The organism is Amycolatopsis thermalba, assembly GCF_003385215.1.
Lineage (GTDB): Bacteria > Actinomycetota > Actinomycetes > Mycobacteriales > Pseudonocardiaceae > Amycolatopsis_E > Amycolatopsis_E thermalba.
The window spans coordinates 1-23446 of the sequence record NZ_PQHW01000110.1 but is presented as its reverse complement, the minus strand read 5'-3'; the positions used below and the strand labels follow the sequence as shown (position 1 = coordinate 23446).

At 71.8% G+C, this 23446-nt stretch carries 28 protein-coding genes and 1 pseudogene; 18 read left to right on the top strand and 11 right to left on the bottom strand.

Annotated elements, in window-relative coordinates:
* Nucleotides 1-51: 51 nt before the first annotated feature.
* Nucleotides 52-1017, top strand: a complete 966-nt coding sequence (locus tag D0D15_RS30080; protein ID WP_115944935.1) for an MBL fold metallo-hydrolase — start codon at nucleotides 52-54, stop codon at nucleotides 1015-1017.
* 45 nt (nucleotides 1018-1062) lie between these two features.
* Here the strand turns inward: D0D15_RS30080 and D0D15_RS30075 are convergent, their stop codons facing one another.
* The gene (locus D0D15_RS30075) at nucleotides 1063-1251 is read right to left on the bottom strand and encodes a DUF5302 domain-containing protein (RefSeq protein WP_094006266.1); all 189 of its coding nucleotides are present in this window, start codon (nucleotides 1249-1251) and stop codon (nucleotides 1063-1065) included.
* Between the two features lie 129 nt (nucleotides 1252-1380).
* On the opposite strand from D0D15_RS30075, the gene D0D15_RS30070 reads away from it, so the two are divergent.
* The gene (locus D0D15_RS30070; RefSeq protein ID WP_094006267.1) at nucleotides 1381-2103 is read left to right on the top strand and encodes a TetR/AcrR family transcriptional regulator; all 723 of its coding nucleotides are present in this window, start codon (nucleotides 1381-1383) and stop codon (nucleotides 2101-2103) included.
* Nucleotides 2104-2518: 415 nt separating this feature from the next.
* Here the strand turns inward: D0D15_RS30070 and D0D15_RS30065 are convergent, their stop codons facing one another.
* Entirely contained in the window at nucleotides 2519-4303 is a 1785-nt protein-coding gene (locus D0D15_RS30065) for a VanW family protein (RefSeq protein WP_115944934.1), read from the bottom strand.
* A gap of 96 nt (nucleotides 4304-4399) precedes the next feature.
* Here D0D15_RS30065 and D0D15_RS30060 point away from each other — a divergent pair, with 96 nt between their 5' ends.
* Nucleotides 4400-4900 carry a metallophosphoesterase family protein gene (locus D0D15_RS30060; RefSeq protein ID WP_094006293.1) on the top strand — a complete coding sequence of 167 codons (501 nt, stop codon included), beginning with the start codon at nucleotides 4400-4402 and terminating at the stop codon, nucleotides 4898-4900.
* 99 nt (nucleotides 4901-4999) lie between these two features.
* On the opposite strand, the gene D0D15_RS30055 is transcribed toward D0D15_RS30060, so the two are convergent.
* Together D0D15_RS30055 and D0D15_RS30050 are read right to left on the bottom strand one after the other, a co-directional pair.
* Entirely contained in the window at nucleotides 5000-5665 is a 666-nt protein-coding gene (locus D0D15_RS30055; protein ID WP_094006269.1) for a TetR/AcrR family transcriptional regulator, read from the bottom strand.
* 79 nt (nucleotides 5666-5744) lie between these two features.
* Nucleotides 5745-6899 carry a saccharopine dehydrogenase family protein gene (locus D0D15_RS30050; protein WP_094006294.1) on the bottom strand — a complete coding sequence of 385 codons (1155 nt, stop codon included), beginning with the start codon at nucleotides 6897-6899 and terminating at the stop codon, nucleotides 5745-5747.
* A gap of 60 nt (nucleotides 6900-6959) precedes the next feature.
* Here D0D15_RS30050 and D0D15_RS30045 point away from each other — a divergent pair, with 60 nt between their 5' ends.
* From D0D15_RS30045 to D0D15_RS30035, 3 genes are read left to right on the top strand one after another with little or no spacing between them, the layout of a single operon-like run.
* Nucleotides 6960-7451: a GNAT family N-acetyltransferase gene (locus tag D0D15_RS30045; protein WP_094006270.1), complete on the top strand. Its 492-nt coding sequence runs from the start codon at nucleotides 6960-6962 to the stop codon at nucleotides 7449-7451.
* A 60-nt stretch (nucleotides 7452-7511) separates the two neighbouring features.
* Complete coding sequence (locus tag D0D15_RS30040; RefSeq protein ID WP_094006271.1) at nucleotides 7512-7841, top strand: WhiB family transcriptional regulator; 330 nt, start codon at nucleotides 7512-7514, stop codon at nucleotides 7839-7841.
* Nucleotides 7820-8803, top strand: coding sequence for a TIGR03557 family F420-dependent LLM class oxidoreductase (locus D0D15_RS30035; protein WP_094006272.1), 984 nt, complete (start codon nucleotides 7820-7822; stop codon nucleotides 8801-8803). The genes D0D15_RS30040 and D0D15_RS30035 overlap by 22 nt, the downstream gene beginning before the upstream one ends.
* Here the strand turns inward: D0D15_RS30035 and shbA are convergent.
* On the bottom strand, nucleotides 8800-9468 hold the full coding sequence (gene shbA, locus D0D15_RS30030; protein ID WP_198958262.1) for an RNA polymerase sigma factor ShbA: 669 nt from the start codon (nucleotides 9466-9468) through the stop codon (nucleotides 8800-8802). The genes D0D15_RS30035 and shbA overlap by 4 nt on opposite strands.
* Before the next feature lie 293 nt (nucleotides 9469-9761).
* Entirely contained in the window at nucleotides 9762-10208 is a 447-nt protein-coding gene (locus D0D15_RS30025; RefSeq protein ID WP_094006273.1) for a GtrA family protein, read from the bottom strand.
* A 124-nt stretch (nucleotides 10209-10332) separates the two neighbouring features.
* On the opposite strand from D0D15_RS30025, the gene D0D15_RS30020 reads away from it, so the two are divergent.
* Together D0D15_RS30020 and D0D15_RS30015 are read left to right on the top strand one after the other, a co-directional pair.
* Nucleotides 10333-10716: a hypothetical protein gene (locus D0D15_RS30020; RefSeq protein ID WP_094006274.1), complete on the top strand. Its 384-nt coding sequence runs from the start codon at nucleotides 10333-10335 to the stop codon at nucleotides 10714-10716.
* A 133-nt stretch (nucleotides 10717-10849) separates the two neighbouring features.
* Nucleotides 10850-11158 carry a HesB/IscA family protein gene (locus D0D15_RS30015; protein ID WP_094006275.1) on the top strand — a complete coding sequence of 103 codons (309 nt, stop codon included), beginning with the start codon at nucleotides 10850-10852 and terminating at the stop codon, nucleotides 11156-11158.
* Between the two features lie 46 nt (nucleotides 11159-11204).
* Here D0D15_RS30015 and D0D15_RS30010 read toward each other — a convergent pair whose 3' ends face one another.
* From D0D15_RS30010 to D0D15_RS36450, 5 genes are all read right to left on the bottom strand, one after another.
* Entirely contained in the window at nucleotides 11205-12653 is a 1449-nt protein-coding gene (locus D0D15_RS30010) for an FAD-dependent monooxygenase (RefSeq protein WP_094006276.1), read from the bottom strand.
* A 67-nt stretch (nucleotides 12654-12720) separates the two neighbouring features.
* Entirely contained in the window at nucleotides 12721-13314 is a 594-nt protein-coding gene (locus tag D0D15_RS30005; protein ID WP_094006277.1) for an acyl-CoA-like ligand-binding transcription factor, read from the bottom strand.
* Nucleotides 13315-13366: 52 nt separating this feature from the next.
* Nucleotides 13367-14059, bottom strand: a complete 693-nt coding sequence (locus D0D15_RS30000) for an HAD family hydrolase (protein WP_233157325.1) — start codon at nucleotides 14057-14059, stop codon at nucleotides 13367-13369.
* Nucleotides 14060-14069: 10 nt separating this feature from the next.
* On the bottom strand, nucleotides 14070-15044 hold the full coding sequence (locus D0D15_RS29995) for a 2-hydroxyacid dehydrogenase (protein WP_094006279.1): 975 nt from the start codon (nucleotides 15042-15044) through the stop codon (nucleotides 14070-14072).
* A 35-nt stretch (nucleotides 15045-15079) separates the two neighbouring features.
* Nucleotides 15080-15247: a hypothetical protein gene (locus D0D15_RS36450; RefSeq protein WP_167481586.1), complete on the bottom strand. Its 168-nt coding sequence runs from the start codon at nucleotides 15245-15247 to the stop codon at nucleotides 15080-15082.
* 86 nt (nucleotides 15248-15333) lie between these two features.
* Between D0D15_RS36450 and D0D15_RS29990 the strand changes: the two are divergent.
* From D0D15_RS29990 to D0D15_RS29945, 10 genes and pseudogenes are all read left to right on the top strand, one after another.
* Nucleotides 15334-16140: pseudogene (locus D0D15_RS29990) on the top strand (CoA transferase subunit A); the annotation flags it as partial.
* Nucleotides 16141-16262: 122 nt separating this feature from the next.
* Nucleotides 16263-16991 carry a CoA-transferase subunit beta gene (locus tag D0D15_RS29985; RefSeq protein ID WP_094006296.1) on the top strand — a complete coding sequence of 243 codons (729 nt, stop codon included), beginning with the start codon at nucleotides 16263-16265 and terminating at the stop codon, nucleotides 16989-16991.
* Nucleotides 16988-18163 (top strand): thiolase family protein, encoded by a 1176-nt coding sequence (locus tag D0D15_RS29980; RefSeq protein ID WP_094006280.1) that lies wholly within the window; start codon nucleotides 16988-16990, stop codon nucleotides 18161-18163. The genes D0D15_RS29985 and D0D15_RS29980 overlap by 4 nt, the downstream gene beginning before the upstream one ends.
* Nucleotides 18164-18182: 19 nt before the next feature.
* Nucleotides 18183-18926: a protocatechuate 3,4-dioxygenase subunit beta gene (gene pcaH, locus D0D15_RS29975; RefSeq protein ID WP_094006281.1), complete on the top strand. Its 744-nt coding sequence runs from the start codon at nucleotides 18183-18185 to the stop codon at nucleotides 18924-18926.
* Nucleotides 18923-19468, top strand: a complete 546-nt coding sequence (gene pcaG, locus D0D15_RS29970; protein ID WP_094006282.1) for a protocatechuate 3,4-dioxygenase subunit alpha — start codon at nucleotides 18923-18925, stop codon at nucleotides 19466-19468. The genes pcaH and pcaG overlap by 4 nt, the downstream gene beginning before the upstream one ends.
* Nucleotides 19461-20795, top strand: a complete 1335-nt coding sequence (gene pcaB, locus D0D15_RS29965) for a 3-carboxy-cis,cis-muconate cycloisomerase (protein WP_094006283.1) — start codon at nucleotides 19461-19463, stop codon at nucleotides 20793-20795. The genes pcaG and pcaB overlap by 8 nt, the downstream gene beginning before the upstream one ends.
* Nucleotides 20792-21553, top strand: a complete 762-nt coding sequence (gene pcaD, locus D0D15_RS29960) for a 3-oxoadipate enol-lactonase (RefSeq protein ID WP_094006284.1) — start codon at nucleotides 20792-20794, stop codon at nucleotides 21551-21553. The genes pcaB and pcaD overlap by 4 nt, the downstream gene beginning before the upstream one ends.
* The gene (gene pcaC, locus D0D15_RS29955; RefSeq protein ID WP_094006285.1) at nucleotides 21550-21954 is read left to right on the top strand and encodes a 4-carboxymuconolactone decarboxylase; all 405 of its coding nucleotides are present in this window, start codon (nucleotides 21550-21552) and stop codon (nucleotides 21952-21954) included. Before pcaD ends, pcaC begins: the two co-directional genes overlap by 4 nt.
* A gap of 10 nt (nucleotides 21955-21964) precedes the next feature.
* On the top strand, nucleotides 21965-22762 hold the full coding sequence (locus tag D0D15_RS29950) for an IclR family transcriptional regulator (protein WP_094006286.1): 798 nt from the start codon (nucleotides 21965-21967) through the stop codon (nucleotides 22760-22762).
* Complete coding sequence (locus D0D15_RS29945; RefSeq protein ID WP_094006297.1) at nucleotides 22755-23318, top strand: nucleotidyltransferase family protein; 564 nt, start codon at nucleotides 22755-22757, stop codon at nucleotides 23316-23318. Before D0D15_RS29950 ends, D0D15_RS29945 begins: the two co-directional genes overlap by 8 nt.
* Nucleotides 23319-23446: the final 128 nt, after the last annotated feature.

Below are 23446 nucleotides of genomic sequence, written 5' to 3'. Positions count from 1 at the left end.
GGGCGGGTCTGGTCTTGGACAGCGTGGCCAGTTCCGTGCTGGGGTGGCGCCATGAATGATCGACTGAGCAGGCGCGGAGTGTTCGGGGTCGGCCTGGGGGCCGCCGCCGTCCTCGCCGGCGCGGCGCCGGCGGCCGCCCGGGCCGCGACCGGTGGGGGACTCACGCTGCGCTGGTGGGGCAACAACAGCTGGGAGATCCGGATGCCCAGCGCCGACGGCACGGCCACGAAGACGGTCCTGATCGACCCGTGGCTGACCCGGTTCCGCACCGGGACCTACTCGCCGGAGGGGGCGGACCCGAAGACCCGGCTGACCGTGGACACGGGCCTCATCGACCGTTACGTGGACAGCGGCGAGCTGCGGGCCGACCACATCCTGGTGACGCACGGGCACTACGACCACCTGACCGATGTCCCATACCTGGCGCGGAAAACCGGCGCCACCGTGTACGGGACCGAGACGCACCTGAACCTGATGGCCGCGCTGGGGGCGCCGGAGGACCAGCTGGCGGTGGCGAGCGGTGGCGAGTTCCTCACCTTCGACGGGTACACGATCCGCATCCTGCGCTCGCTGCATTCGGCGTCCGGCGCACGCGCCGCGGTGCCGTTTCCGGGGACGCGGCCGGGTTTCGGGCTCGGACACCTGCCCAAACCGAAATGTATTCAGGATCTGGTCGAGGGTGGCACGCTCGCGTACCACGTGACCTCGGCGCGGGGCGGCAGCGTGATCGACTTCGGCGGCTCGAACTACGTCGAGTCGGAACTGGAGGGTTTACGTCCGGATGTCGTGCTGCTGCCCGCCGGTGGCGGCAAGATCGCCGACTACGTGGGCCGTTTGCTGCGCGTGCTCGGGCAGCCGCCGTACGTCGTCCCGACGCACTGGGACGACTTCGACCACCCGCTGACCGAACCGGCCCGCGACTGGGGCGGCCTGGCGGCGCTGCGGTGGATCGCGTCGGCGGCGTCCCCGGCGTCGCGGTTCGTCGTGGTCGACCACCTGGAGACCTTCACGCCCTGACCGGGTGACGGCGTGGGTGCCGCGGCGGGCACCCACGCCGTCCGCTCAGCCGCTCTTGCGCCGGAAGGTGCGCTTGCTGGCCGCGGGGCCGTGACCGTGCACGTGGCCGCCCTTGCCGCCGCCGCCGTCGTGGCGGCCGGAGGACTGGGCGTTGGCCTGCTTGCGTTCGAGAGCCTCGCGGAACCTGCGCTTGACGTCGTCTTCGGATTCGCCCGGTGAACTGTTCTCGGACATGCGACCTCCTGGATGTCACGCGCTTGCCCGTCCAGCCTCCCAGGACCGGTTCCCCTTGGCGAGCCGTTTTCATCACGATTGGCGGCGGTGTTGACTGGCGCGCCAACACGGGGGAGCTAGGGTTACGCCATGGCGAAGTCTGCTCCCGTGCCCGGCCGCCCGCGTTCCCGTGACGCGGCGGGGCTTCCCGCGGTCACCCCGGATCGCATCATCGACGCGGCGCTCGAGCTGACCGCGAGGCACGGGGTCGAGTCGTGGACGCTGCGCCAGCTCGCCGGCGCGGTGGACGCCTATCCGGCGGTGATCTACCACCACGTGGGTGACCGGGACACGGTGGTGACCGCGGTCGTCGACCGCGTCATCGCGATGTACGAGCTCCCGCCGGCCGAGCTGGAGTGGCGGCCCTGGTGGCGGCAGTTCCTCACCAACCTGCGGGTGGTGTTCATGCGCTACCCGGGCGTGGCGCGCCGGGTGGCGCTCAACGGCCCGTCGGTCAAGGCCGGTGGGCCCACTGTGGACCGTGCGATGAGGACACTCCTGCGCGCCGGGTTCGAGCAGGACGAGGCCGCCATGGTGTGCCGGCTGCTGGTCAGCCAGGCCTGCCTGTTCATCTCGCTGGAGGACGACCAGCGCAAGGCCGACGAGGCGAAGGCGCAGATCTCCGGTGGGTGGGGCGCGCCGCCGCCGGACCCGAACCTGTCCGGGCTGGCCACCCTCGCCGAGACGGTGCACGAGCGGCTGCACGACCCGGAGAAGAACCGCGACTACTTCGCCGAGCTGTTCGACTACGCGGTCGACCGCGTACTGGACGGCGTGCAGGTGCGGCTCGAGGAGATCAAGCGCGCGTCCTGACTTAGCGAAAAGGGGCCGCACCGGGAGTCGGTGCGGCCCTTTTTGTGGGACCGCATCGGCGCGAGGACGCAATTTCCTAGATAAGCCTCCTCGGCCCGCAGCGGCTCATTCGCACGGCAGCGGCCGCCGCGCAGGCGCACAACTGTTCCCCGGGAGCGGAACCGGAAACTCAGTCCGACTCCCGGGCCCGCACCGGGAGCCGGTGCGGCCCCTTCTTGTTGGACCGCACCGGGCGCGCTTTTCCTAGGTAAGCTACCTCGGCCGGCAGCGGCTCATCCGCCTGGCCGCAACCGCTGCGTGGCAGGACCCCAGGACCCCTCAGCCTCCGCGCAGGCACACAACTGCTCCCGGAAGATCGGAACCGGAAACCCAGTCCCGGGCCGCACCGGGAGACGGTGCGGCCCTTTCGCGCCCGTCAGGGGCAGACGATCTTCGGTTGCGGGTTGTAGTGCACCGTGCGGGTCTCGCGCTTCACCTCGCGGCCGGTCTTCGCGTCGCGCAGCACCCGGGTGTCGCTCGTGGTGAAGCCCTGCGCGCCGTTGGAGGCGTGGCAGTTCTCCGCTGGGCCGGGCTTCTCCTGCGGCGGGACGAAGTTCGTCTTCGGCCCCGGGATCGACTCCACCGTGTACCGCTTCGTGCCCCACAGCTTGACGGTGATCGACGAGGGCGTCCAGATGGTCTGGATGGCCACGCCGGTGTCGGAGTCGTTGGTGAACTTCAGATCGATGACGCTGGCGCCACCGGCGCTCTGGAACACCGTCGCCTCCCGTGCGGCGGGGTAGCGGCTGATGTAGTAGCTGTGCTCCTTGTGCCCGGCGTCCTTCAGCCCGGCGAAGTAGGCCGCGTTGTACAGCGTCGTGGCGAACTGCGAGATGCCGCCGCCGACCTCACGGGCCGGGGCGCCGTTCTCGATCACGCCGGCCTCGACGTACCCCTGGGCCTTGCCGCGCGGGCCGGTGAACCCGTTGAGGCTGAACGTCTCGCCCGGCTTGACGATCGCGCCGTTGACCTTCTGCGCCACGGTCCGGATGTTCACGCCCGAGTCGGCGGCGAACCCGCCGGTGGTGAACTCGCCGATGACCTCGGTGATGCCGAGCTGGTTGGCCTGCTCGGTGGTCACCTTCGCCGGGGTGGTGTGGTACTTGGCGACCAGCTCGTGCTTGCCCGGCGTCTTGAGCAGGTCGAACACCGGCTGCAGGGTCGGGTTCCAGTCGACGCCCTTGCCGTCCACCGACGGCTGCACCGTGGGACGGCCGCCCTCGAACACGATCTGGGCGTCCTTGCCCTCCTTCTCGGAGGGCTTGAGCTGCGGGCCGGCCGCCTCGATGAGCTTGTTGTGGTCGACCTTCGGCACCAGGGTGCCGGCGTCGCCGGGCTCGAACGACAGCGCGGCGGCCACGGCCTCCGGCGACAGGGTCGCGTCGGCGCCCTCGCCGCGGATGATCAGCGGCGTGGACACGGCGGGCTTGGCGAACCCCTCCAGCGTCGCCTGGACGGCCTCGGGGGAGACCTGCACCGGCGTGGTCGTCACCGGGAGGGTCAGCGTCTGACCGGTCGCCCAGTGCCGCAGCACCTCGTTCTTGGCGCCCGCGGCGTCCAGCTGCTGGCCGGGCTGCGGCTGCACCGCGACGGGCTGGGCCTCCTCGAACCGGATGGTGCCCTCGACGGGCAGCCGGTCGGTGCGGGCCCGCAGCTCCTCGATGGCCGCGGCCAGCTTGTCCTCGTCCGCGTGGGTCACCACGCCGACCTCGCGGTCGCTGAAGAACGACGCGATGCGGGTGAACGGGTTGAGCGGCTGGTCGCCGGCCTGGTCCAAAGTGGACGGCCAGTCGAGGGTGAGGCCGGCGGTGCCCGGGTCGATCGCGGCGGTGGTGTCACCGGCGCGGACCGGGATGGTCGCGGTCAGCCGCGGCTCGATCTCGTCGCGCAGCCTGTCCTCGGCCGCGGTGCGCTTGAGCCCGCCGACTTCGACACCGGCGACGGTGACCCCGCGCGGCACGGTGCCCTGGCTGATCAGCAGGTCGACGGCGTAGAGCGCGGCGAGCACGCCGAGCACCGATGCGGCGATGATCCCGGCGCGCCGGGCGGTCCGCTTCCGGCGCGGTGGCTCCTGCGTCACCTTCGGCAGCACGTCGGTGACCGGGGTCATGACCTCGGTCCGCTCGTCGTCGGTCGTGGGCCACGCGGGTTCCTGCGTCAAGGCTCACCCCTCCTGATCCGGACAACCCGGATGAAGGTTACGGGCGGGGGAATCGGTGCCCTGCTTCGGGTGGCCCAGCGTGATAGACCGGTGACCATGCGGCTCCTCATCATGTCCGACACGCACGTGCCCAAGCGGGCGCGTGATCTGCCGGAACAGCTGTGGCGGGAGGTGTCCCGGGCCGACGTGGTGGTGCACGCGGGGGACTGGGTGGAGGTCGCGCTGCTGGACGAGCTGGAGTCGCGCAGCCGGCGGCTGATCGGGGTGTACGGCAACAACGACGGGCCCGAGCTGCGCGCGCGGCTGCCGGAGGTGGCGCGGGCCGACCTGGCGGGCCTGCGCCTGGCCGTGGTGCACGAGACGGGCCCGGCGAAGGGCCGCGAGGCGCGGTGCGCGCGGGAGTACCCGGATGTGGACGTGCTGGTGTTCGGGCACAGCCACATCCCGTGGGACACCGTGGCGGAGTCCGGCCTGCGGCTGCTCAACCCCGGTTCGCCCACGGACCGGCGCCGCCAGCCGGAGCACACGTATCTGACGGCGCGGATCCACGCGGGGCGGTTGGACCAGGTGGAGCTGCACGCGCTGCCGCCCCGCTGACCGCCGCCCGGGGTTGGGCGGGGGTGGCGCTCGATGCCGGTGTGCGGGGTATCCGCCCGCGCTTCCGGCCCCGCTGATCGCCGCCCGGCCGGACTGCGCTCAGTCCCGGTGCGCCGAGGAATCCGCGCCGCCCGTCGGCGCGTGGGTCGCCGTTCGTGCTTCCGGCACGGTCACCTCCGCCGGCTGGGCGAGCAGCCGCACCACCGACGTGAACGACTCGACCCCGATGGCCGGGTCCACCGAGCGCAGCAGGCCCAGCCCGAGCGTGATGCTGAACAGCGCGTACGCCGCCTGCCGGGCGTCCATCGGCAGCCGCACGCCCAGCCGTCGCGCGTTGGTGTTCAGCAGCTCGGTCACCAGGTCGGCGATCTCGGCGTTGCTCTTCGCCAGCCGGGTCAGCAGGTCCGGGTCGCGGCGGCAGTTGAGCAGGTACTCCGCCTCCAGCCGGATCCACGCCTGGTCGCCCCCGGTCCCCGCGGCCCACACCGCGAAGGCCGCCAGCAGCTCCTCGAGGCTGTCCGTGCGGGACAGGGTCGCGTCCACCGACGCCGCCTTCTCCGCGCGCACCCCGTCCAGGACGGCCAGGCACAGCTCGTCCTTGTTGCGGAAGTTGGAGTAGACGGCGCCCTTGGAGAACCCGGCCTCCTCGGCCACCCGTTCCAGCGACGTCGCGGTGTAGCCGTCGCGGAGGAAGAGTTCGGTGGCGGTGACCAGGAGACGGCGGCGCGTGTGCGCCTGACTTTCCGCGCGCGTCAATCGAGCCATACGATCACTGTAAGGCCCGGCTTGAACTGTGTTTAAGCAGGTCGGGGTTCGTGTCGGCGCTATCCCCCGTCCGGGTGGTTCAGGACGGGAGGGTCCGGAACGTGAGCCCGGCGTTCTTCAGCCGCGTCAGCAGCGCGTCGCCCATCGCGGCGGCGGGGGAGAGCTGCCCGGCGCGGGCGGGCAGGTCGTCGTGCGCCAGGCACAGCGCGGACTCGGCGAGCATCTTCGCCGTCTCGTCGTAGCCGGGGTCGCCGCCGGAGACCTCGGTGACCACGCGCCTGCCGCCGCCGTCGGCGGTGAACCGCACGCTGAACCAGGACTTCGCGCGCCGCTGCTCGCTGGGGCCCTCACCGGGCTTGCGCAGGTTGCCCAGCGCCTTGCGGACCGGCGGGAGCTGCACGAGCGCGACCGCCGCGCCCAGCCCGGCGAGCCCGCCCGCCAGCACCGGCAGGTGCTTGACCGCCGCGTAGTGGCTGTAGGTGAAGTCCGGCCCGTACTCGGGCAGCTCGCGCGCCGAGCCGACGACGATCTGCGGGTCGATCGTCGGCAGCGGCACCAGCCAGTGGCCGGTCTCCCCGTCGCGGCGCGGGGTCCCGGTGACCGCCCGGACCCGGCGGTTTTCGGGGCGGTGCTGCACCTTCCGGCGCTCCCGGGCGGCCTGGAGCATCGGCAGCAGCCGGGACGCGGCGCCGAGCGCGGAGGCGTAGGTGCCGCCGGAGAACGTGGCGCCGACGCGCACCTGGCCGCGCACGCGGATCGGCACGTCGTCCGGCAGCTGCTGGACGGTGTAGTAGACGCCCAGGTCGTGCGGGATCGAGTCGAAGCCGCACGCGTGCACGATGCGGGCACCGGTCTCGGCGGCGCGGGCGTGGTGGCGGACGTACATCAGGTCGGCGAACTCGGGCTCGCCGCACAGGTCCACGTAGTCGGTGCCGGCCTCGGCGCACGCGGCCACCAGCGGCTCGCCGTACTGCACGTACGGGCCGACCGTGGTGATCACGACCTTCGCGGAGGAGGCCACCGCTTTCAGCGACGCGGGGTCGGTGACGTCGGCGTAGAGCAGCGGCAGCTGGGCGAACTTCGGCCCCAGCGCATCCCGCACACCTTCGAGCTTGGCGCGACTGCGGCCGGCGAGCGCCCAGCGGCAGTCGTCGGGGGCGTGGCGGGCCAGGTACTCCGCGGTGAGCCGGCCGGTGAAGCCGGTCGCGCCGAACAGGACCACGTCGTAAGCCATGCCGGCCACCCTAACCGGTTCCGACTGATATTCGCTTTACGCGGGCGCCAGCATGGACCCGTGTGGACGATCGACCCGGTCCCGGTGACCGACCCCGCCGCGCAGGCGATCCTGCGCGCCTACTTCGACGACGTCGCCAGCCGCTACTACGGCCGGCCCGCGAGCGAGGCCGAACTCGACGCCGCGATGGCCGACGACCCCAGTGACGACCTCGTCCCGCCCACCGGCCTCTTCCTGCTCGCCCGGTCCCACGATGTGGTGACCGGCTGCGTCGGCATCAGAGTGCTCGACGTCACGACCACCGAGCTGACCCGGATGTTCGTCCGTCCCGCCGCGCGCGGCCAGGGCGGTGGCGACCAACTGCTCCGCGCCGCCGAAATCGCAGCTCAGCGGCTGGGTTCCACCCGGATGCGACTGGACACGCGGCACGATCTGGTGGAGGCTCGCAGCCTCTACGCCAAACACGGCTACCGCGAGATCGCGGCCCCTGAGCAACGCTTGTACGCCGATCACTGGTTCGAGAAGCGGCTGGCGCTGGGCCGGCAGGTGTAGTGGCCGAAAAACCGGGGTAGTCCTGCGCGCAACTGAGATGGTCGCGGAGGTGAGGTCGAGATGGCGGACACGTCACGGCTCCCGGTGCCTGTTGCCGAAACGTGGGAGTGGCAGCGGCACGGCAACTGCCGGAACTTGGACAGTTCGGTGTTCTTCCACCCCGATGGCGAGCGGGGCTTCGCGCGGGCGGACCGGGTGGCGCGGGCCAAGCAGATCTGCATGTCCTGCCCGGTGATCGTCGAGTGCCGGCACCACGCGCTCACCGCCGAGGAGCCCTTCGGCGTCTGGGGCGGGCTCGACGAGACCGAGCGCCGGGCGATGATCACGCGACGCAAGCAGCTGCTGTCCAGCGCTGAGAAGGAGCAGGAGTGCGTTTCGGTTACACCCTGATGACCGAGCAGGCCGGGCCGAAGGAGCTGGTCCGGCACGCGGCGGCCGCCGAGGAGGCGGGGTTCGCGTTCGAGGTGTGCAGCGACCACTACTCGCCCTGGCTCGACGAACAGGGTCATGCCCCGTACGCGTGGAGCGTGCTGGGCGCGGTCACGCAGGTGACCGAACGCGTCGAGCTGCTCAGCTTCGTGACCTGTCCGCTCATGCGCTACCACCCGGCGGTGGTGGCGCAGAAGGCGGCGACCATCTCCCTGCTGTCGGACGACCGGTTCACGCTGGGGCTGGGTGCGGGCGAGAACCTGAACGAGCACGTCGTCGGCCGCGGGTGGCCGCCGGTGAACGTGCGGCACGAGATGCTGAGCGAGGCGCTGGCGATCATCGGCGACCTCTTCGACGGCGGGTACGTCAACTACTCGGGTCAGCACTACCGGGTCGACTCGGCGAAGCTGTGGGACCTGCCCGAGCGGCGCACCCCGATCGGGGTCGCCGTGTCCGGCAGGCAGTCGGTGTCGCGCTTCGCCCCGGTGGCCGACGCGCTGATCGCCACCGAGCCGAAGCCGGAGCTGCTGCACGCGTGGGACGAGGAGCGCGCGCAGCTGGGGCAGGACACCTCACGCAAGTACGCGCAGCTGCCGGTGTGCTGGGACCGCGACCCGGAGGCGGCCAAGCGGCGGGCGCACGAGCAGTTCCGCTGGTTCGGCGGCGGCTGGAAGGTCAACGCCGAGCTGCCCGGCACGTCCGGGTTCGCCGGCGCGACCCAGTTCGTCACGCCCGACGAGGTCGCGCAGTCCATCCCGTGCGGGCCGGACGTCGAGCCGATCGTGAAGAGCGCGCAGGCCTTCGCCGACGCCGGCTTCACCGATCTGGCGCTGGTCCAGATCGGCGGCGAGCACCAGGACGGGTTCTTCGAGTTCGCCTCGAACGAGCTGCTGCCCGCCCTGACCCAGGCCTACGGCGACTAGCCGAGCAGGTCGCCGTCGCGGGTGACCATCGCGCGCAGCTTGCCCAGCGCGCGGTGCTGCGTGACGCGGACGTTGCCGGCCGAGATGCCCAGCGCCTCGGCCGTCTCGTTCGCCGACAGCCCGACGGCGATCCGCAGCGTCAGGATCTCCTGCTGCAGCTGCGGAAGCGTGGCGAGCAGCCTGGTCAGCCGGTCGCCGAGGTCGACGTCGAGCGCGTGCTTCTCCGGCTCGTTGTCGGCCAGCGGGCGTTCCGGCAGCTCGGCGACCGGGTCCGACCGGTCCCGGGAGACCAGGCGGTAGGCGTCGGCGACCTTGTTCGACGCGATGGCGTGCACCAGGTAGAGGAAGGATCCGCCCCGGTCCTGGTACTGCGGCAGTGCGTGCAGGACGGCCAGGCAGACCTCCTGCGCCACGTCGTCCGCCGACAGGTAGGACAGGTCGCGGCCACCGAGCCGGGCGCGGCAGTAGCGGACGGCGACCGGGGTGATCATCTGGATCAGGCGGTCCACGGCTCCGCGCTCACCGGTGGCCGCCTCGCGGACGACCGGGTCGAGCTCTTCCTTCGTGAGCCGCTGTGAGGCCCGAGGAAAGGCCTGGGGTGTCAGCCCCGGCGCCTCGGGCGCGGATCTGAGGGCGGCAGTGCTGGGCGGGACACTCGTTCGCATGGTCGGCTCCCCAACGACAACAACGATGACCCGTCGACCGGTCGCCGTCGGGGGCCCGCGTTTCGAGTTACTCTCGGTGAACGGGTACTCCCTCTAGGTCCCTGCCGACCCGTCACCGACGCGACTGTGCGTAATCGTAAGTGGTGGTCGCCCGACAGTCCAGATTTCAACTAGACATACCCCATTTGCCGCAACACCCCGCTCGATCGCGTTCTCCAGACGCGCGAACCGAGCACCGGCGAACAGGCGAGCGCACAAGTGACACACCACTTGGCGGTGTGACAACACGCAGGTCACCGGTTCGGGAAGACCCACCAGCGCAGCAACGCGAACCGGACGATACCGCCCAGGCCGCTCGCCGCCGCCAGGGTCACCGCCTGCAGCGTGGCCGAGGGGCTCGGGGTGAACAGATGTAACGACAACAGCACGAGCGAGCCGTAGCCCGCGTAGAAGGCGAACGTCCCCACGGACTGCAGGTGCAGCCGAACGGGTGAGGCGGGACGGCCGGCGAACGTCACGCGCCGCTGGAACTCGGTGTTGGCGATCGTGGTCAGCGCGATGGCCAGCGTGTTCGCGACCACCGCGCCCAGCAGCGGGCGCGCGCCGAGGAAGAGCACTTCCTGCAGGCCGGTCGTCAGCACCCCGGCGACGACGTACCAGGCGACCGCGTGGTGCTCGGCCGGGCGGGGTGCGGCGGGCGCCGCCCGAGTCACCGGCCCGCTGATCCACGTCGCGGTCATGGTTCAGAACTTACCTATGCTCAGCAATTGTTTGTACTCTACAAGCACGTGAGCTTGATCTCGGGTTTGCCCGGCCTGCCGCTCGGGTATCGCCACCGCTGGAACCAGCAGGTGAGGAGGACCGATGAGTGAGGCTCATGGCCATCCCGTCCCCGACGCGGTGGAGAGCGACCCGGCCGCGCTGAACAGCGCGGAGGACCTCGACGAGGACCGGTTGCGCGTCGACCCGCTCGAGGAGGGCGTCGAGCCGCCGGAGCGGTACATGGCCTCCGACCGGTTCGGCACGACGCCGAACGAGGTGCGCGAGGGCGAGAGCCTCGACGGACGGCTGGCGCAGGAGCGCCCGGACGTCCAGCCGGAGGACGTGCCGGCGGACGAGACCGGTGTCCGCGCCGAGGCTCCCGACCCCGGCCAGAACCTCGGCGACGCGGTGGACCAGAAGGCGGACAACCCGCCGGGCTCGGTGCCCGACGCGATCCGGACACCGCCGGACGAAGATCCGGTGTGACGGCCGTCACATCGATGCTGACCTGGTGAAACCCACCGTGATCGGCGGTGACGGCGGGTGCTGGACAGCGTGCCCCGAAGCGTGCCCCTACGGTCGGAGGTACGAGTGCACGTGACGCGAAGGGACTGACACGATGCTCGCTTTGACCGATGCCGCCGCCGAGGCCATCAGCGCCCTGACGGCACAGGAGGGCCAGACCGACAGTGGTGGCCTGCGCTTCGCCGTGCAGGCCCAGCAGGACAGCGGCGCCCAGCTGGCGCTGTCCGTGGCACCGGCTCCGGAGGACGGGGACCAGGTCGTGGGCGCGGACGGGGGTGCGAAGGTGTTCCTGGAGCCGCAGGCCGCGATCTTCCTGGACGACAAGGTGCTCGACGTCCAGCAGGACGAGCAGGGACAGCTGAACTTCGCCGTCCTGCCCCAGGCTGAGGCGCCGACCGCCTGATCGCAGGACTTCCGCTGAGGGAGGATGCCGGAAACGGTGTCCTCCCTCAGCGCGTTCCGGGGCCGAACCACCTCGTGAGCGCTTCGTGCAGGCCGTCCTGGTCGTCGCCCGCCCAGGCGACGAAGCAGTCCGGCCGCAGCAGGAACGCGCAGTCCAGATCGGGCATCTCGACGACGTCGACGGACTTCCGCCACGGCGCGGCGTCGAGCAGCCCGGTCGGGTCGAGCAGCAGGGCCCGGCCGCTGTGGGTGAGGTCGCACTGGTCCACCAGGCCCGGCGCGAACTGCCCGACCAGTTCTCCGGTGGTGCCCATGTCGTAGCGGATGTCCGCGCCCGCCAGCAGGTCGGCGAGGTGCTGCCGGGTGCCGCGCAGGGCCAGCAGCTCCGCGAACAGTTCCCGGAACGCGGTCACCTCGCCGCCCGGCCGGAGCAGCAGCGACTGCGCCTGCGTGTGCATGGCGACGCGCTGGGCGACCGGGCGCCGCTCGGACTCGTAGGTGTCCAGCACGTCCACGTCGCCGCGCACCGCCGCCGCGAGCTTCCAGCCGAGGTTGACCGCGTCCTGCAGGCCGAGGTTGAGGCCGGGGCCGCCGATCGCGGAATGGACGTGCGCGGCGTCGCCGAGCAGGAAAACCCGGCGGTCCCGGTAGCGCTCGGCGATCCGGGTGTTCCCGCCGAACAGGCGCCGCATCAGGTGCGGCCCCTCACCCGTCGGCGGCCCGAGCGGCAGGTCCACGCCGAGCACGCGGGCCGCGCTGGCGCGCACTTCCGCCAGGGACGCCTCACCGTCCGCGGGCAGGCCCCACTCCATGGTGTTGAGCGTCGGGCTCCGGCCGGGGAACGGTGCCCAGGTGATCATTCCGCGCTCGGTGCGCAGGTGCTGGAACGGCGGCACGACGCCGAAACCGGGCACCACCAGTTCGCCGTCGGGGCCGAGGATCTCGGGCGGGACCGAGACGTCCGCAGAGTACGACACGGCTTCGTCGGAGGTCACGCCGGGGAATCCGATGCCGGCCAGCTTGCGCACCACGCTGTGCCCGCCGTCCGCACCGACGAGGAACCGCGCCCGCACCGGCTCGCGCCCGCCGACCTCGACGGTCACCGCGTCCTCGTCCTGGACCAGCCCGGTGACCTCGTGCCCACGACGGACGTCGACGCCGAGTTCGGCCGCGCGTTCGGTGAGCACCTCCTCGATGCGCCGCTGCGGCACCGGCAGCGTGTAGAGGTTGTGGTGGAGGTCGGCCAGTGGCAGCGGGAAGGCGCCGAACACGAACCCGCGGACGGGCTCCGGAGCGCCGGGGGTGCCGGTCAGCCGCTCGTACAGGCCGCGCCGGTCCATCATGCGCACGACCTCGCCGACCAGGCCGTTCGCCCGCCGCTCGATGCCGGGCTCGGCGAGGCGTTCCAGGACGACGGGGCGCGCGCCGGCCAGTGCGAGTTCGCAGGCGAGCATGAGGCCGGTGGGCCCGCCGCCCGCGATGACGACGTCGATCATGGGGAAGTCCTTCCGGGCAGGGGACAGCGGCCCGGGAGCACGCCCGGGCTGATCGTCCACAGTGGAGTTACAGGCCCGCGGAGAGCCGCGCGAGCGCTTCGGTGAGCAGGTCGGGCACCGGGCGCTCGGTGCGGAGGTGGTGGCCGATCGCGGTCTGCACGGCGGCCACGACCGCGGACGCCACCAGGTGCGGGTACAGGTCCCGCTCGACCGAGGTGCCGGTGCGGTCCGCGACCGCCGCGGCGATCTCGGCCTCCGCGAGCGCGCCGGCCTTGAGCAGATCGCCCTGCAGGGCGGGCTCGGCGAGCATCGCGCGCACGCCGGACGTCCAGGTCGCCGGATCGGCCACCGGGGCTTCGGCCGCGGCGGGGTCCGGGCCGAACTGGGCCGTGGCCGCGACGCTGATCGCGTCCCACAGCGGCTCGCCCGCCGGGCGGTCGCGCAGTGCCCCGGCGAAGTTGCGGATGCGGTCGGCGTGGCGGGCCACGATCGCCTCGCCCTTGCTGGAGAAGTAGTTGTTGAACGTGCGCGGGGAGACGCCGGCGGCGTCGGCGATGTCCTCGACCTTCACGTTGTCGAACCCGCGCTCGACGGTCAGCCGGATCGCCGCCCAGCTGATCGCCGAGCGCGTCTCGGCTTTCTTCCGCTCCCGCAGGCCCATGACTCCACGGTAGCAGAACTTGCGCGGCGCGCAAATATGCGTGCCGCGCAACTTAGAAGTGGTGCAGCAGCTCCGTGAACGTCCCGAGCCGCAGCACCCGCTCGTCGGCGTCGTCCAGTTCGTCGTGCTCCAGCACCCAGGTGTGCGCGTTCGGGATGAACACCGCGTTCATCCCCGCCGCGCGTGCCGGGCGGATGTCCGACTTCGGCGAGTTGCCGATCATCCACGTCGACTCCGGCGCGAGCATCCGCGCCGCCGCCAGGCCGCGGTACACCTCGACGTCCTTCTCCGGCACGATGTGCACCTCGCGGAAGTGGTGCGCCACCCCGGAGGCGTCGATCTTGCGCTGCTGCTCCTCCTGGTCGCCCTTGGTCAGCAGCATCAGCTCGTGCCGCGAGCCCAGTTCGTCGAGCGTCTCGGCGACACCGGGGATCAGCTCGATCTCGTGGTGGATCAGCGCCGCCGCCAGCTCCTCGATGCGGTCGCGCTCCGCGGACGTCGCGGGCCGGGAGTTCAGCTTCTCGAAGCACTCCGCCAGGCTGTGCAGGAACACCTTCGTCCCGTAGCCGTGCGTGACCGCGTTCGCCCGTTCGATGTCGTCCAGGATGCCGCGCACCGCGGCGCGGTCCAGGGTCGGATGCGCGATCCAGTCCAGGTAGTCGTCGATGACCCGCTCGAAGACCACGTTGTTCTCCCACAACGTGTCGTCGGCGTCGAGAATCAGGACCTGTCCGCTCAGTCGCACGCCGCGAAGACTAGGAGCGATCACCGTCCGGCCGCACCTCATTAACGGCCCCCTCGCCGGAGAGCACCGCCGCCACGTTGCGCGCCGCCAGCAGCGCCATCTCCGTGCGGGTCTCCACGGTCGCCGACCCCAGGTGCGGGGTGACGACCACGTTGTCCAGCTCCAGCAGTCGCGGCTCGACCTCCGGCTCCTTCTCGAACACGTCCAGCCCGGCGCCGGCGATCTCGCGCCGCAGCAGCGCGTCGGCCAGCGCGGCCTCGTCCACGACCGGCCCGCGCGTGGTGTTGATCAGGAACGCGCTGTGCTTCATCGCGCCCAGCGCTTCGGCGTCGATCAGGTGCCGCGTCTCCGTCGTCAACGGGCAGTGCAGCGACACCACGTCGGCGGTCCGGAGCAGTTCCAGGAACGACAGGTGCTCCGCGTGCAGCGCCGACTCCACCTCCGGCTTCGCCCGGGACCGTCTGCTGTAGACGATCCGCATGCCGAACGCCCTGGCGCGGCGCGCCATCGCCTGCCCGATCTGGCCGAGCCCGACGATGCCGAGCGTCTTGCCCTGCAGGCCGGAGCCGAGCATGAATCCCAGGTGGAACGACCACGGCGTGCGGGACCGCAGCAGGCGTTCGCCCTCGCCGATCCGCCGCGTCACTGCGAGCAGCAGTCCGAACGCGAGGTCCGCGGTCGCGTCGGTGAGCACGCCGGGCGTGTTCGTGACCGTCACGCCCCGCTCGGCCAGTGCGGGCACGTCGATGTTGTCGTGGCCGACCGCGACGTTGGCCACGACCTTCAGCTGCGGCCCGGCCGCGTCGGCCACCGCGCCGTCGACGCGGTCGTGCAGCATGCACACCACCGCGTCCGCGCCGCGCACCGCTTCGCGCAGCTCGTCGGGGCGCAGCGGCCGGTCCTCGCCGGACACCCAGACCTCGCCCGCCTCGCGGAGCACCACCATCGCCGCTTCCGGAACCCGCCGCGTCACCACGATTCGCATGGGCTCCAGCTTCGCAGGATCGGTGGCCGCGCGCGCTATTCGGGGTCCATGCCTCCGGGGCCGCCTTTGCCCTCCGGTTCGGCTTCGTCCGTGCCGACCTCGGGGTCCTGGTCGCGGTAGGTGGGTTCGGTGTGCTCGCCGCCGATGTCGGCGTCCTGCTGCTCGCTCTCGGCCGTCACCGGATCGATTTCGGGTCCACTCATGCGTCCACCCTTCCTTGCGCGGCTCCGGACCGCCCGCTATGTTCATATGTAGAACTTGTGTGCGTAATGCGAACGGAAGCAGCTCAATGGCCGAGATAACGTCGCTCCGTGACGCCGTCGCCCAGCTGGTGCACGACGGGGACACGGTCGCCCTCGAAGGATTCACCCATCTGATCCCGCACGCGGCGGGGCAGGAGATCATCCGCCAGCGGCGCAGGGACCTGACGCTGGTGCGGATGACGCCCGACATCGTCTACGACCAGCTCATCGGCGCCGGGTGCGCGAAGAAGCTGATCTTCTCCTGGGGCGGCAACCCGGGCGTGGGCTCGCTGCACCGCTTCCGCGACGCGGTGCAGAACTCCTGGCCGGTGCCGCTGGAGATCGAGGAGCACAGCCACGCGGGGATGGCCAACCGCTACGTCGCCGGCGCCTCCGGGCTGCCGTTCGCGGTGCTGCGCGGCTACCGCGGCACGGACCTGCCCAAGCACACCGACACGATCAAGACGATCACCTGCCCGTTCACCGGCGAGGAGCTGGCCGCGGTGCCGGCGATCAACCCGGACGTCTCGATCATCCACGCGCAGCGGGCCGACCGCGCCGGCAACGTGCAGATGTGGGGCCTGGTCGGCGTGCAGAAGGAGGCGGTGCTGGCCGCCAAGCGCAGCCTGGTCACCGTCGAGGAGATCGTCGACGAGCTGACCCCGATGCCCGGTCAGGTCATCCTGCCGACCTGGGCCGTCACGGCGGTCGCCGAGGTCCCGAACGGGGCGCATCCGTCCTACGCGGCCGGGTACTCGGAGCGCGACAACGAGTATTACGCGTATTGGGATTCCATTGGGCGGGAGAGGGACTCGTTCCAGCGCTGGCTGGACGAGAAGGTGTTCGGCACGGAGGCAGCCACGAGCGACCATGGCGAAGCCCCGCTCGTGGATGCCGACCGGGTGCGGGTGTCCCGCAAGACGCAGGAGGTGGCCCAGTGACAGCGACGGTCGAGCGGACGTACACGTCCGACGAGATGATGTCGATCGCCGCGGCCCGCGCCCTCACCGGTGGCCAGCGGGTGTTCGTCGGCATCGGCCTGCCCTCCACCGCGGCCAACCTCGCGCGCCGCACCCACGCCGAGGACCTGGTGCTCATCTACGAGTCGGGCACGCTCGGCTCGAAGCCGACCCGGCTGCCCGCGTCGATCGGGGACGGCATCCTCGCCGACACCGCCGACGCCGTGATCAGCGTGCCGGAGGTGTTCAACTACTGGCTGCAGCCCGGCCGCATCGACGTCGGCTTCCTCGGCGCGGCCCAGCTGGACAAGTTCGGCAACATCAACACCACCGTCATCGGCACCGACTACGCCGACCCGAAGGTCCGCCTGCCCGGTGCCGGTGGGGCCCCGGAGATCGCCGCGAGCTGCCACGAGGTCTACGTCGTGGTGCGGCAGAGCAAGCGCAGCTTCGTCGAGCAGGTCGACTTCATCACCTCCTTCGGCCACGGCCGCGGCAAGGGCGAGCGGGAGAAGCTGGGCCTGCCCGGCGCGGGCCCGACCCTGGTGATCACCGACCTGGGCGTGATGCGGCCCGACCCGGAGACCGCCGAGCTCGTGCTGACCCAGGTCCACGAGGGCGTCACGGTCGAGCAGGTCAAGGAGGCGACCGGCTGGGACCTGAAGGTGGCCCCGGAGCTGGAGACCACGCCCCCGCCCACCGAGGCCGAACTCCAGGCCCTGCGTGAACTGAAGGCGGCCAAGTGAGCGACGCATTCGTTCTCGACGCGATCCGGACCCCGTTCGGCCGCTACGGCGGCGCCCTGGCCGGGGTCCGCCCCGACGACCTGGCCGCGCACGTGCTGCGTGAGCTGGCCGCCCGCAACGACCTCGACCCGGGCACCGTCGACGAGGTCGTGCTGGGCGACGCCAACCAGGCCGGCGAGGACAACCGCAACGTGGCGCGCATGGCCGCGCTGCTCGCGGGCTGGCCGACCTCGGTGCCCGGCACCACGGTGAACCGGCTGTGCGGTTCCGGCCTGGACGCGGTGATGCAGGCCAGCCGCACCATCGCGACCGGCGACGCCTCGCTGGTCGTCGCGGGCGGTGTGGAGTCGATGACCCGCGCCCCGATGATCCTGCTCAAGCCGGAGAAGGCGTACTCCCCGGCGAACCAGACGCTGCATTCGAGCACCCTGGGCTGGCGCATGGTCAACCCGGAGATGCCCGAGCAGTGGACGATTTCGCTGGGCGAGAGCACCGAGCGGCTGGCCGAGAAGTACGGCATCACCCGCGAGGCGCAGGACGAGTTCGCGCTGCGCAGCCACCAGAACGCGGCGAAGGCGTGGGACGCCGGCTTCTACGACGACCACGTGGTGCCCGTCCCCGGCACCGACCTGACCCGCGACGAGGGCATCCGCGCCGACTCGACGCTGGAGAAGCTGGGCAAGCTCAAGCCCGCGTTCCGCCAGAACGGCACCATCACCGCCGGCAACGCCTCCCCGCTGAACGACGGCGCCTCCGCCGTCCTGCTGGGCGACCAGGCCGCGGCCGACCGGCTCGGCAAGACGCCACTGGCGCGCATCGCCGGGCGGGGCGCGGCGGGTGTGGACCCGGACGTGTTCGGCATCGGCCCGGTGCGGGCGGCGGAGATCGCGCTGGAGCGCGCCGGGATCGGCTGGGAGCAGCTGGCCGCGGTCGAGCTGAACGAGGCGTTCGCCGCGCAGTGCCTGTCCTGCTTCGCCGACTGGCCCAAGCTCGACCCGTCGATCGTGAACGTCAACGGCGGCGCGATCGCCATCGGCCACCCGCTGGGCGCCTCCGGCGGGCGCATTCTCGCGTCGCTGGCCTACGAGCTGCGCCGCCGCGGCGGTGGTTACGGCCTGGCGGCCATCTGCATCGGCGTGGGCCAGGGGCTCGCGGTCGTGCTGGAAGCGTGAGGAGAAAGGAAACCGTGCTATGGCAGCACCGACGAGTGACAAGCTGATCCTGCCGCGTTACCGGCGGGACCCGGAGGGCACGCACGCGCCGCTGAACTCGCCGGGCTATCGCTCGACGCAACTGCGGTACCCGAAGCAGCCGCTCGTTCTGCTGCCGCAGATGCTCACCGAGGTGACCGGCCCGCTGCTCGGCCCCGGCCGCCTCGGCGAGTTCGACAACGACCTGACCCGCCAGCACGCCGAGGAGCCGCAGGGCCAGCGCATCCTGGTGCACGGCCGCCTGCTCGACGGCGACGGCCGGGGCATCCCGAACTCGCTGATCGAGATCTGGCAGGCCAACGCGGGCGGCCGCTACCGGCACATCGGCGACAACTGGCCGGCCCCGCTGGACCCGAACTTCGACGGCGTCGGCCGCACGATCACCGACTCGGAAGGCCGCTACGAGTTCACCACCATCAAGCCCGGCGCCTACCCGTGGAAGAACCACGACAACGCCTGGCGGCCCGCGCACATCCACTTCTCGGTGTTCGGGCAGGCGTTCACGCAGCGCCTGGTGACGCAGATGTACTTCCCGGACGACCCGCTGTTCTTCCAGGACCCGATCTTCAACTCCATCCCGGACGAGAAGGCGCGGCAGCGGATGATCTCGCGGTTCGACTACAGCCGCACCACCGACCACTGGGCGCTGGCCTTCGAGTTCGACATCGTGGTGCGCGGGCGCGAGCAGTCGGTGTTCGAGAACGAGGAAGAGGAAGACGAATGACCACTCCGTCGCAGACCGTCGGCCCCTACCTCGCGATCGGCCTGCCCTGGGAAGACGGCCCGACGGTGGTGCCCGAGGGCACGCCCGGCGCGGTGTGGATCCGGGGCGTGGTCACCGACGGCGAGGGCAACCCGGTCCCGGACGCGATGATCGAGACCTGGCAGGCCGATCCGCAGGGCCGCTTCGACCACCCGGACGACCCGCGCGGCCGCGTGCCGGGGTTCCGCGGGTTCGGCCGTTGCCCGACGAAACCGGACGGCAGCTACGAGATCCTGACCCTGCTGCCGGGCGCGATCCCGGGCCAGGACGGTGACCTGCAGGCGCCGCACATCGACGTGTCGGTGTTCGCGCGCGGGCTGCTGCACCGGGTCGTCACGCGCATCTACTTCCCGGAGAACACCGAGGCCAACGCCGCCGACGCGGTGCTGAACTCGGTGTCGGCGGAGCGGCGCGGCACGCTGATCGCGGACAAGACCGACGACGGGTACCGCTTCGACGTGCGGCTGCAGGGTGAGGCTGAGACAGTGTTCTTCGATGTCTGACCTGTTCGACCCGATGCTGGCCGCCGGGCCGGTGCGCGCCGAGGTGTCCGACGCCGCCTGGCTGCGTGGCCTGCTCGACGCGGAGGCGGCGCTGGCCGGGGCGGAGGCGGACGCGGGTGTGATCCCGCGCGAGCACGCGGACCGGATCGCCGCGGTGGCCCGGGACGGCCGGTTCGACGCCGCCGCGATCGGTGCGCAGTCCGTCGGCGTGGGCAATCCGGCCGCGCCGCTCGTGCGGGAGCTGACCGCGCAGGTGGGCGGCGAGGCCGGCCGGGTCGTGCACCTCGGTGCCACCAGTCAGGACATTGTGGACACCGCCGCGATGCTGGTGTCCGCGCGGGCTGCGCAAGTACTGATCGCCGAGGCTGAGGCGTGCGCGGACCGGCTCGCGGAGCTGGCGCGTGCGCACGCCGGGACTGTCCAAGCGGGACGGACGTTGCTGCAGCAGGCGCTGCCGGTGACGTTCGGGTTCCAGGTCGCGGGCTGGCTGTCCGGGCTCGACGCGGCCGCGGACCGGTTGCGTGCGCAGCGGTTCGCCGTGCAGCTCGGCGGGGCGACCGGCACGCTGGCTTCACTGGGCGAACAGGGCCCGGAGGTGCTGGCCGCGTTCGCCCGTCGTCTCGGGCTCGGCGAACCCGTGGTGCCGTGGCACACCGAGCGCACCCGGATCGCCGAGCTGGCCGGTGCGCTCGGCGAGCTGTCCGGGGTGGTCGCCGGGATCTCCCGGTCGCTGGTGCTGCTGGCGCAGACCGAGGTCGGGGAGATCGCCGAGGTCGCCGAGGGCAGCGGCGGCTCGTCCACCATGCCGCACAAGCGGAACCCGGTCGCCGCGGTGGCGGCGAACGCGGCCGCGCAACAGGCGCCCGGGCTGGTCGCGACCCTGCTCGGCGCGATGGCGCAGGAGCACCAGCGCGCCGCCGGTTCGTGGCACGCCGAGTGGCGGCCGCTCACGGAACTGTTCCGCAGCACCGGGTCCGCGGTGCACTGGCTGCGCACGAGCCTGGACCGGCTCCAGGTCGACGCGGACCGGATGCGGGCCAACCTGGACATCACGCGCGGCGCGCTGCTGTCCGAACGGGTCACGACCGCACTGGCGGCCTCGACCGGCCGGCTCGAAGCGCACGACGCGGTCAGCGCGTGCACCCGCCGCGCGCTGGCCGGCGAGGGCGAGCTGGCCGACCTGCTGGCCGCGGACGAGCTGGTGGGCAAGCACCTGACCCGCGAGCGCATCGGCGAGCTGCTCGACCCGGCCGGCTACCTGGGGAGCGCGCGCGTCTTCGTCGAACGGGCGCTGGCCGCGCACGAGAAGCGAAAGGGAACTCCGTGAAGGTCCACTACGAGACCGCGGGCGATGGTGAGGTCGTCGTCCTGAGCAACTCCATCGGCAGCAACCTGCGTATGTGGGACCCGCAGGTGAAGCCGTTGACGGACAACGGGTTCCGCGTGGTCCGCTACGACACCCGCGGCCACGGGCGGTCGCCGGTGCCGCCCGGCCCCTACTCGATCGCCGACCTCGGGGGTGACGTCGTCGAGCTGCTGGACACGCTCGGCGTGGAGTCCGCGCACTTCGTCGGCCTGTCACTGGGCGGCATGACCGGCGCCTGGCTGGGGCAGCACGCGCCGGAGCGCATCCGGTCGCTGGCGTTGACGTTCACCTCGGTCAAACCGGGCAACGTCGACATGTGGACCGGGCGCGCGAAGCAGGTCCGGGCCGAGGGCATGGAGCAGATCGCCGCGGGCAGCATCGGCCGCTGGTTCACGCCGGACTGGATCGCCGCGCACCCCGAACTGGCCGCGGAGCTGCGGCAGATGACCGCGACGACCCCCGCCGAGGGGTACGCGGCCTGCTGCGAGGCGATCGCCGGGCTCGACCTGACCGCCGGGCTGGCCGCGATCAGCGCGCCGACGCTGGTGATCTCCGGAGCCGACGACGCCGCGCTGCCGCCGTCGCACGGCCAGGCCATGGCCGAGGCGATCCCGGGCGCGCGGTTCGAGGTCCTCGGCCACGCGGCCCACCTGGGCAGCTACGAGCAGGCGGGCAAGTTCACCGAGCTGGTCCTGGAGCACCTGAAGGGGGCGCGATGAGCGACGAGCTGTACGACGCGGGCATGCGGGTCCGGCGCGAGGTGCTGGGCGACGCGCACGTCGACCGCGCCACCGCGAACGCGACCGAGTTCACCCAGAAGTTCCAGGACTACATCACCCGCGCCGCGTGGGGGTCGATCTGGACGCGTGACGGGCTGGACCGCAAGACCCGCAGCTGCGTCACGCTGGCCGTGCTCACCGCGCTGCACTGCCACGGCGAGATCGCGATGCACGTCCGCGCCGCCGTCGGCAACGGCCTGACCGCCGACGAGATCGGCGAGGTCCTGCTGCACACCGGGGTGTACGCGGGGGTGCCGGCGGCGAACGAGGCGTTCGCGATCGCGCAGAAGACCCTGGCCGAGATGGGAGAGCCCACCGCCCAGCCGCGCACCACCGGCTAGGTTGACAGGTATGGCAGAACCAGCCGAGCGCGGCGCGCACCACGTCCAGTCGCTGGAACGCGGTCTGGCCGTGATCCGCGCGTTCGGCGCCGGAGCGCCCGAGCTGACGCTGTCCGATGTGGCGCGCTCGACCGGACTGACGCGGGCGGCGGCGCGGCGGTTCCTGCTGACGCTCGTCGACCTCGGGTACGTGCGCACGGACGGCAAGTACTTCTCGCTGACCGCGCGGGTGCTGGAGCTGGGGTACGCGTTCCTGTCCAGCATGACGCTGCCCGAGGTCGCGCAGCCGCACCTGGAACGGCTGTCGGCCGAGGTGCGCGAGTCGAGTTCGGTGTCGGTGCTCGACGGGGCCGACATCGTCTACGTGGCGCGGGTGGCGGTGTCGCGGATCATGACGGTGAGCATCAACGTGGGCACCCGGTTCCCGGCGTACGCCACGTCGATGGGGCACGTGCTGCTCGCCGGGCTGGACGACGAGGGTTTCGCCCGCTACCTGGAGCAGGCCGAGCTGCAGCGGCTGACTTCGCACACGCTGACCTCCCCGGCGGCGCTGCGGGCGGAGCTGGCCGCGGTGCGGCAGCAGGGGTGGGCGCTGGTCGACCAGGAGCTGGAGGAGGGGCTGCGATCGGTCGCGGCGCCGATCCGGGACCGGCAGGGCCGGGTCGTGGCGGCGGTGAACGTGTCGACGCACGCGAGCCGGACGCCGAGGGAGACGGTGATCGAGGAGATGGTGCCACCGCTGCTGGCCGCCGCGAAGCGCATCGAGGGTGACCTGGCCGTGGCACCGGTTCAGGCACGCCGTGGCTGACTGCGCGGGCCTGTTGCTGGCGGCGGGTGCCGGGCGGCGGATGGGGCGCCCGAAGGCCCTGGTCGAGCTCGACGGGGAGCCCTTGCTGCACCGGGCTTTGCGCGCCCTCACCGACGGCGGCTGCGATCCGGTGCGCGTGGTGGTGGGCGCGCAGGCCGCGGAGGTGCGTGCGTTGTTGCCTGATCCGTCGCTGGCTGTGGAGGCGCCGGACTGGGCCAGCGGCATGGGCGCGTCACTGCGGGCCGGATTGCGCGCGTTGCCGGAAGCTCCGGCCGTCTTGGTGCACCTGGTCGACCTGCCCGGGGTGGACGCGCGGATCGTGGCGAGGCTGCGTGCGCTGGCCTCGCCCGACGTGGTGGCTCGCGCCGCCTTCGACGGCGTGCCCGGACATCCCGTGCTGTTCGGCCGCCGCTGGTGGCAGGAGATCGCCGAGAGCGCGACGGGCGACCGCGGAGCCCGCGACTGGCTCCGCGGCCGTGCCGACCTGCGGTTGGTGGAATGCGCCGACCTGGGCGGCGGCCAGGACGTCGACACCCCGGCGGACCTGAAGTCCTAGGTGTATCCGGTCAGGACGTTGGTAGCGGCGTGTCTGGCTGAGTAAAGGAGAACCTCCGGTTGGGATGTGGCTTGTCTAAGGCCCACTCCGATCCGGAGGTTCTCGTGTTCCACGGTAGTGCCCGGCTG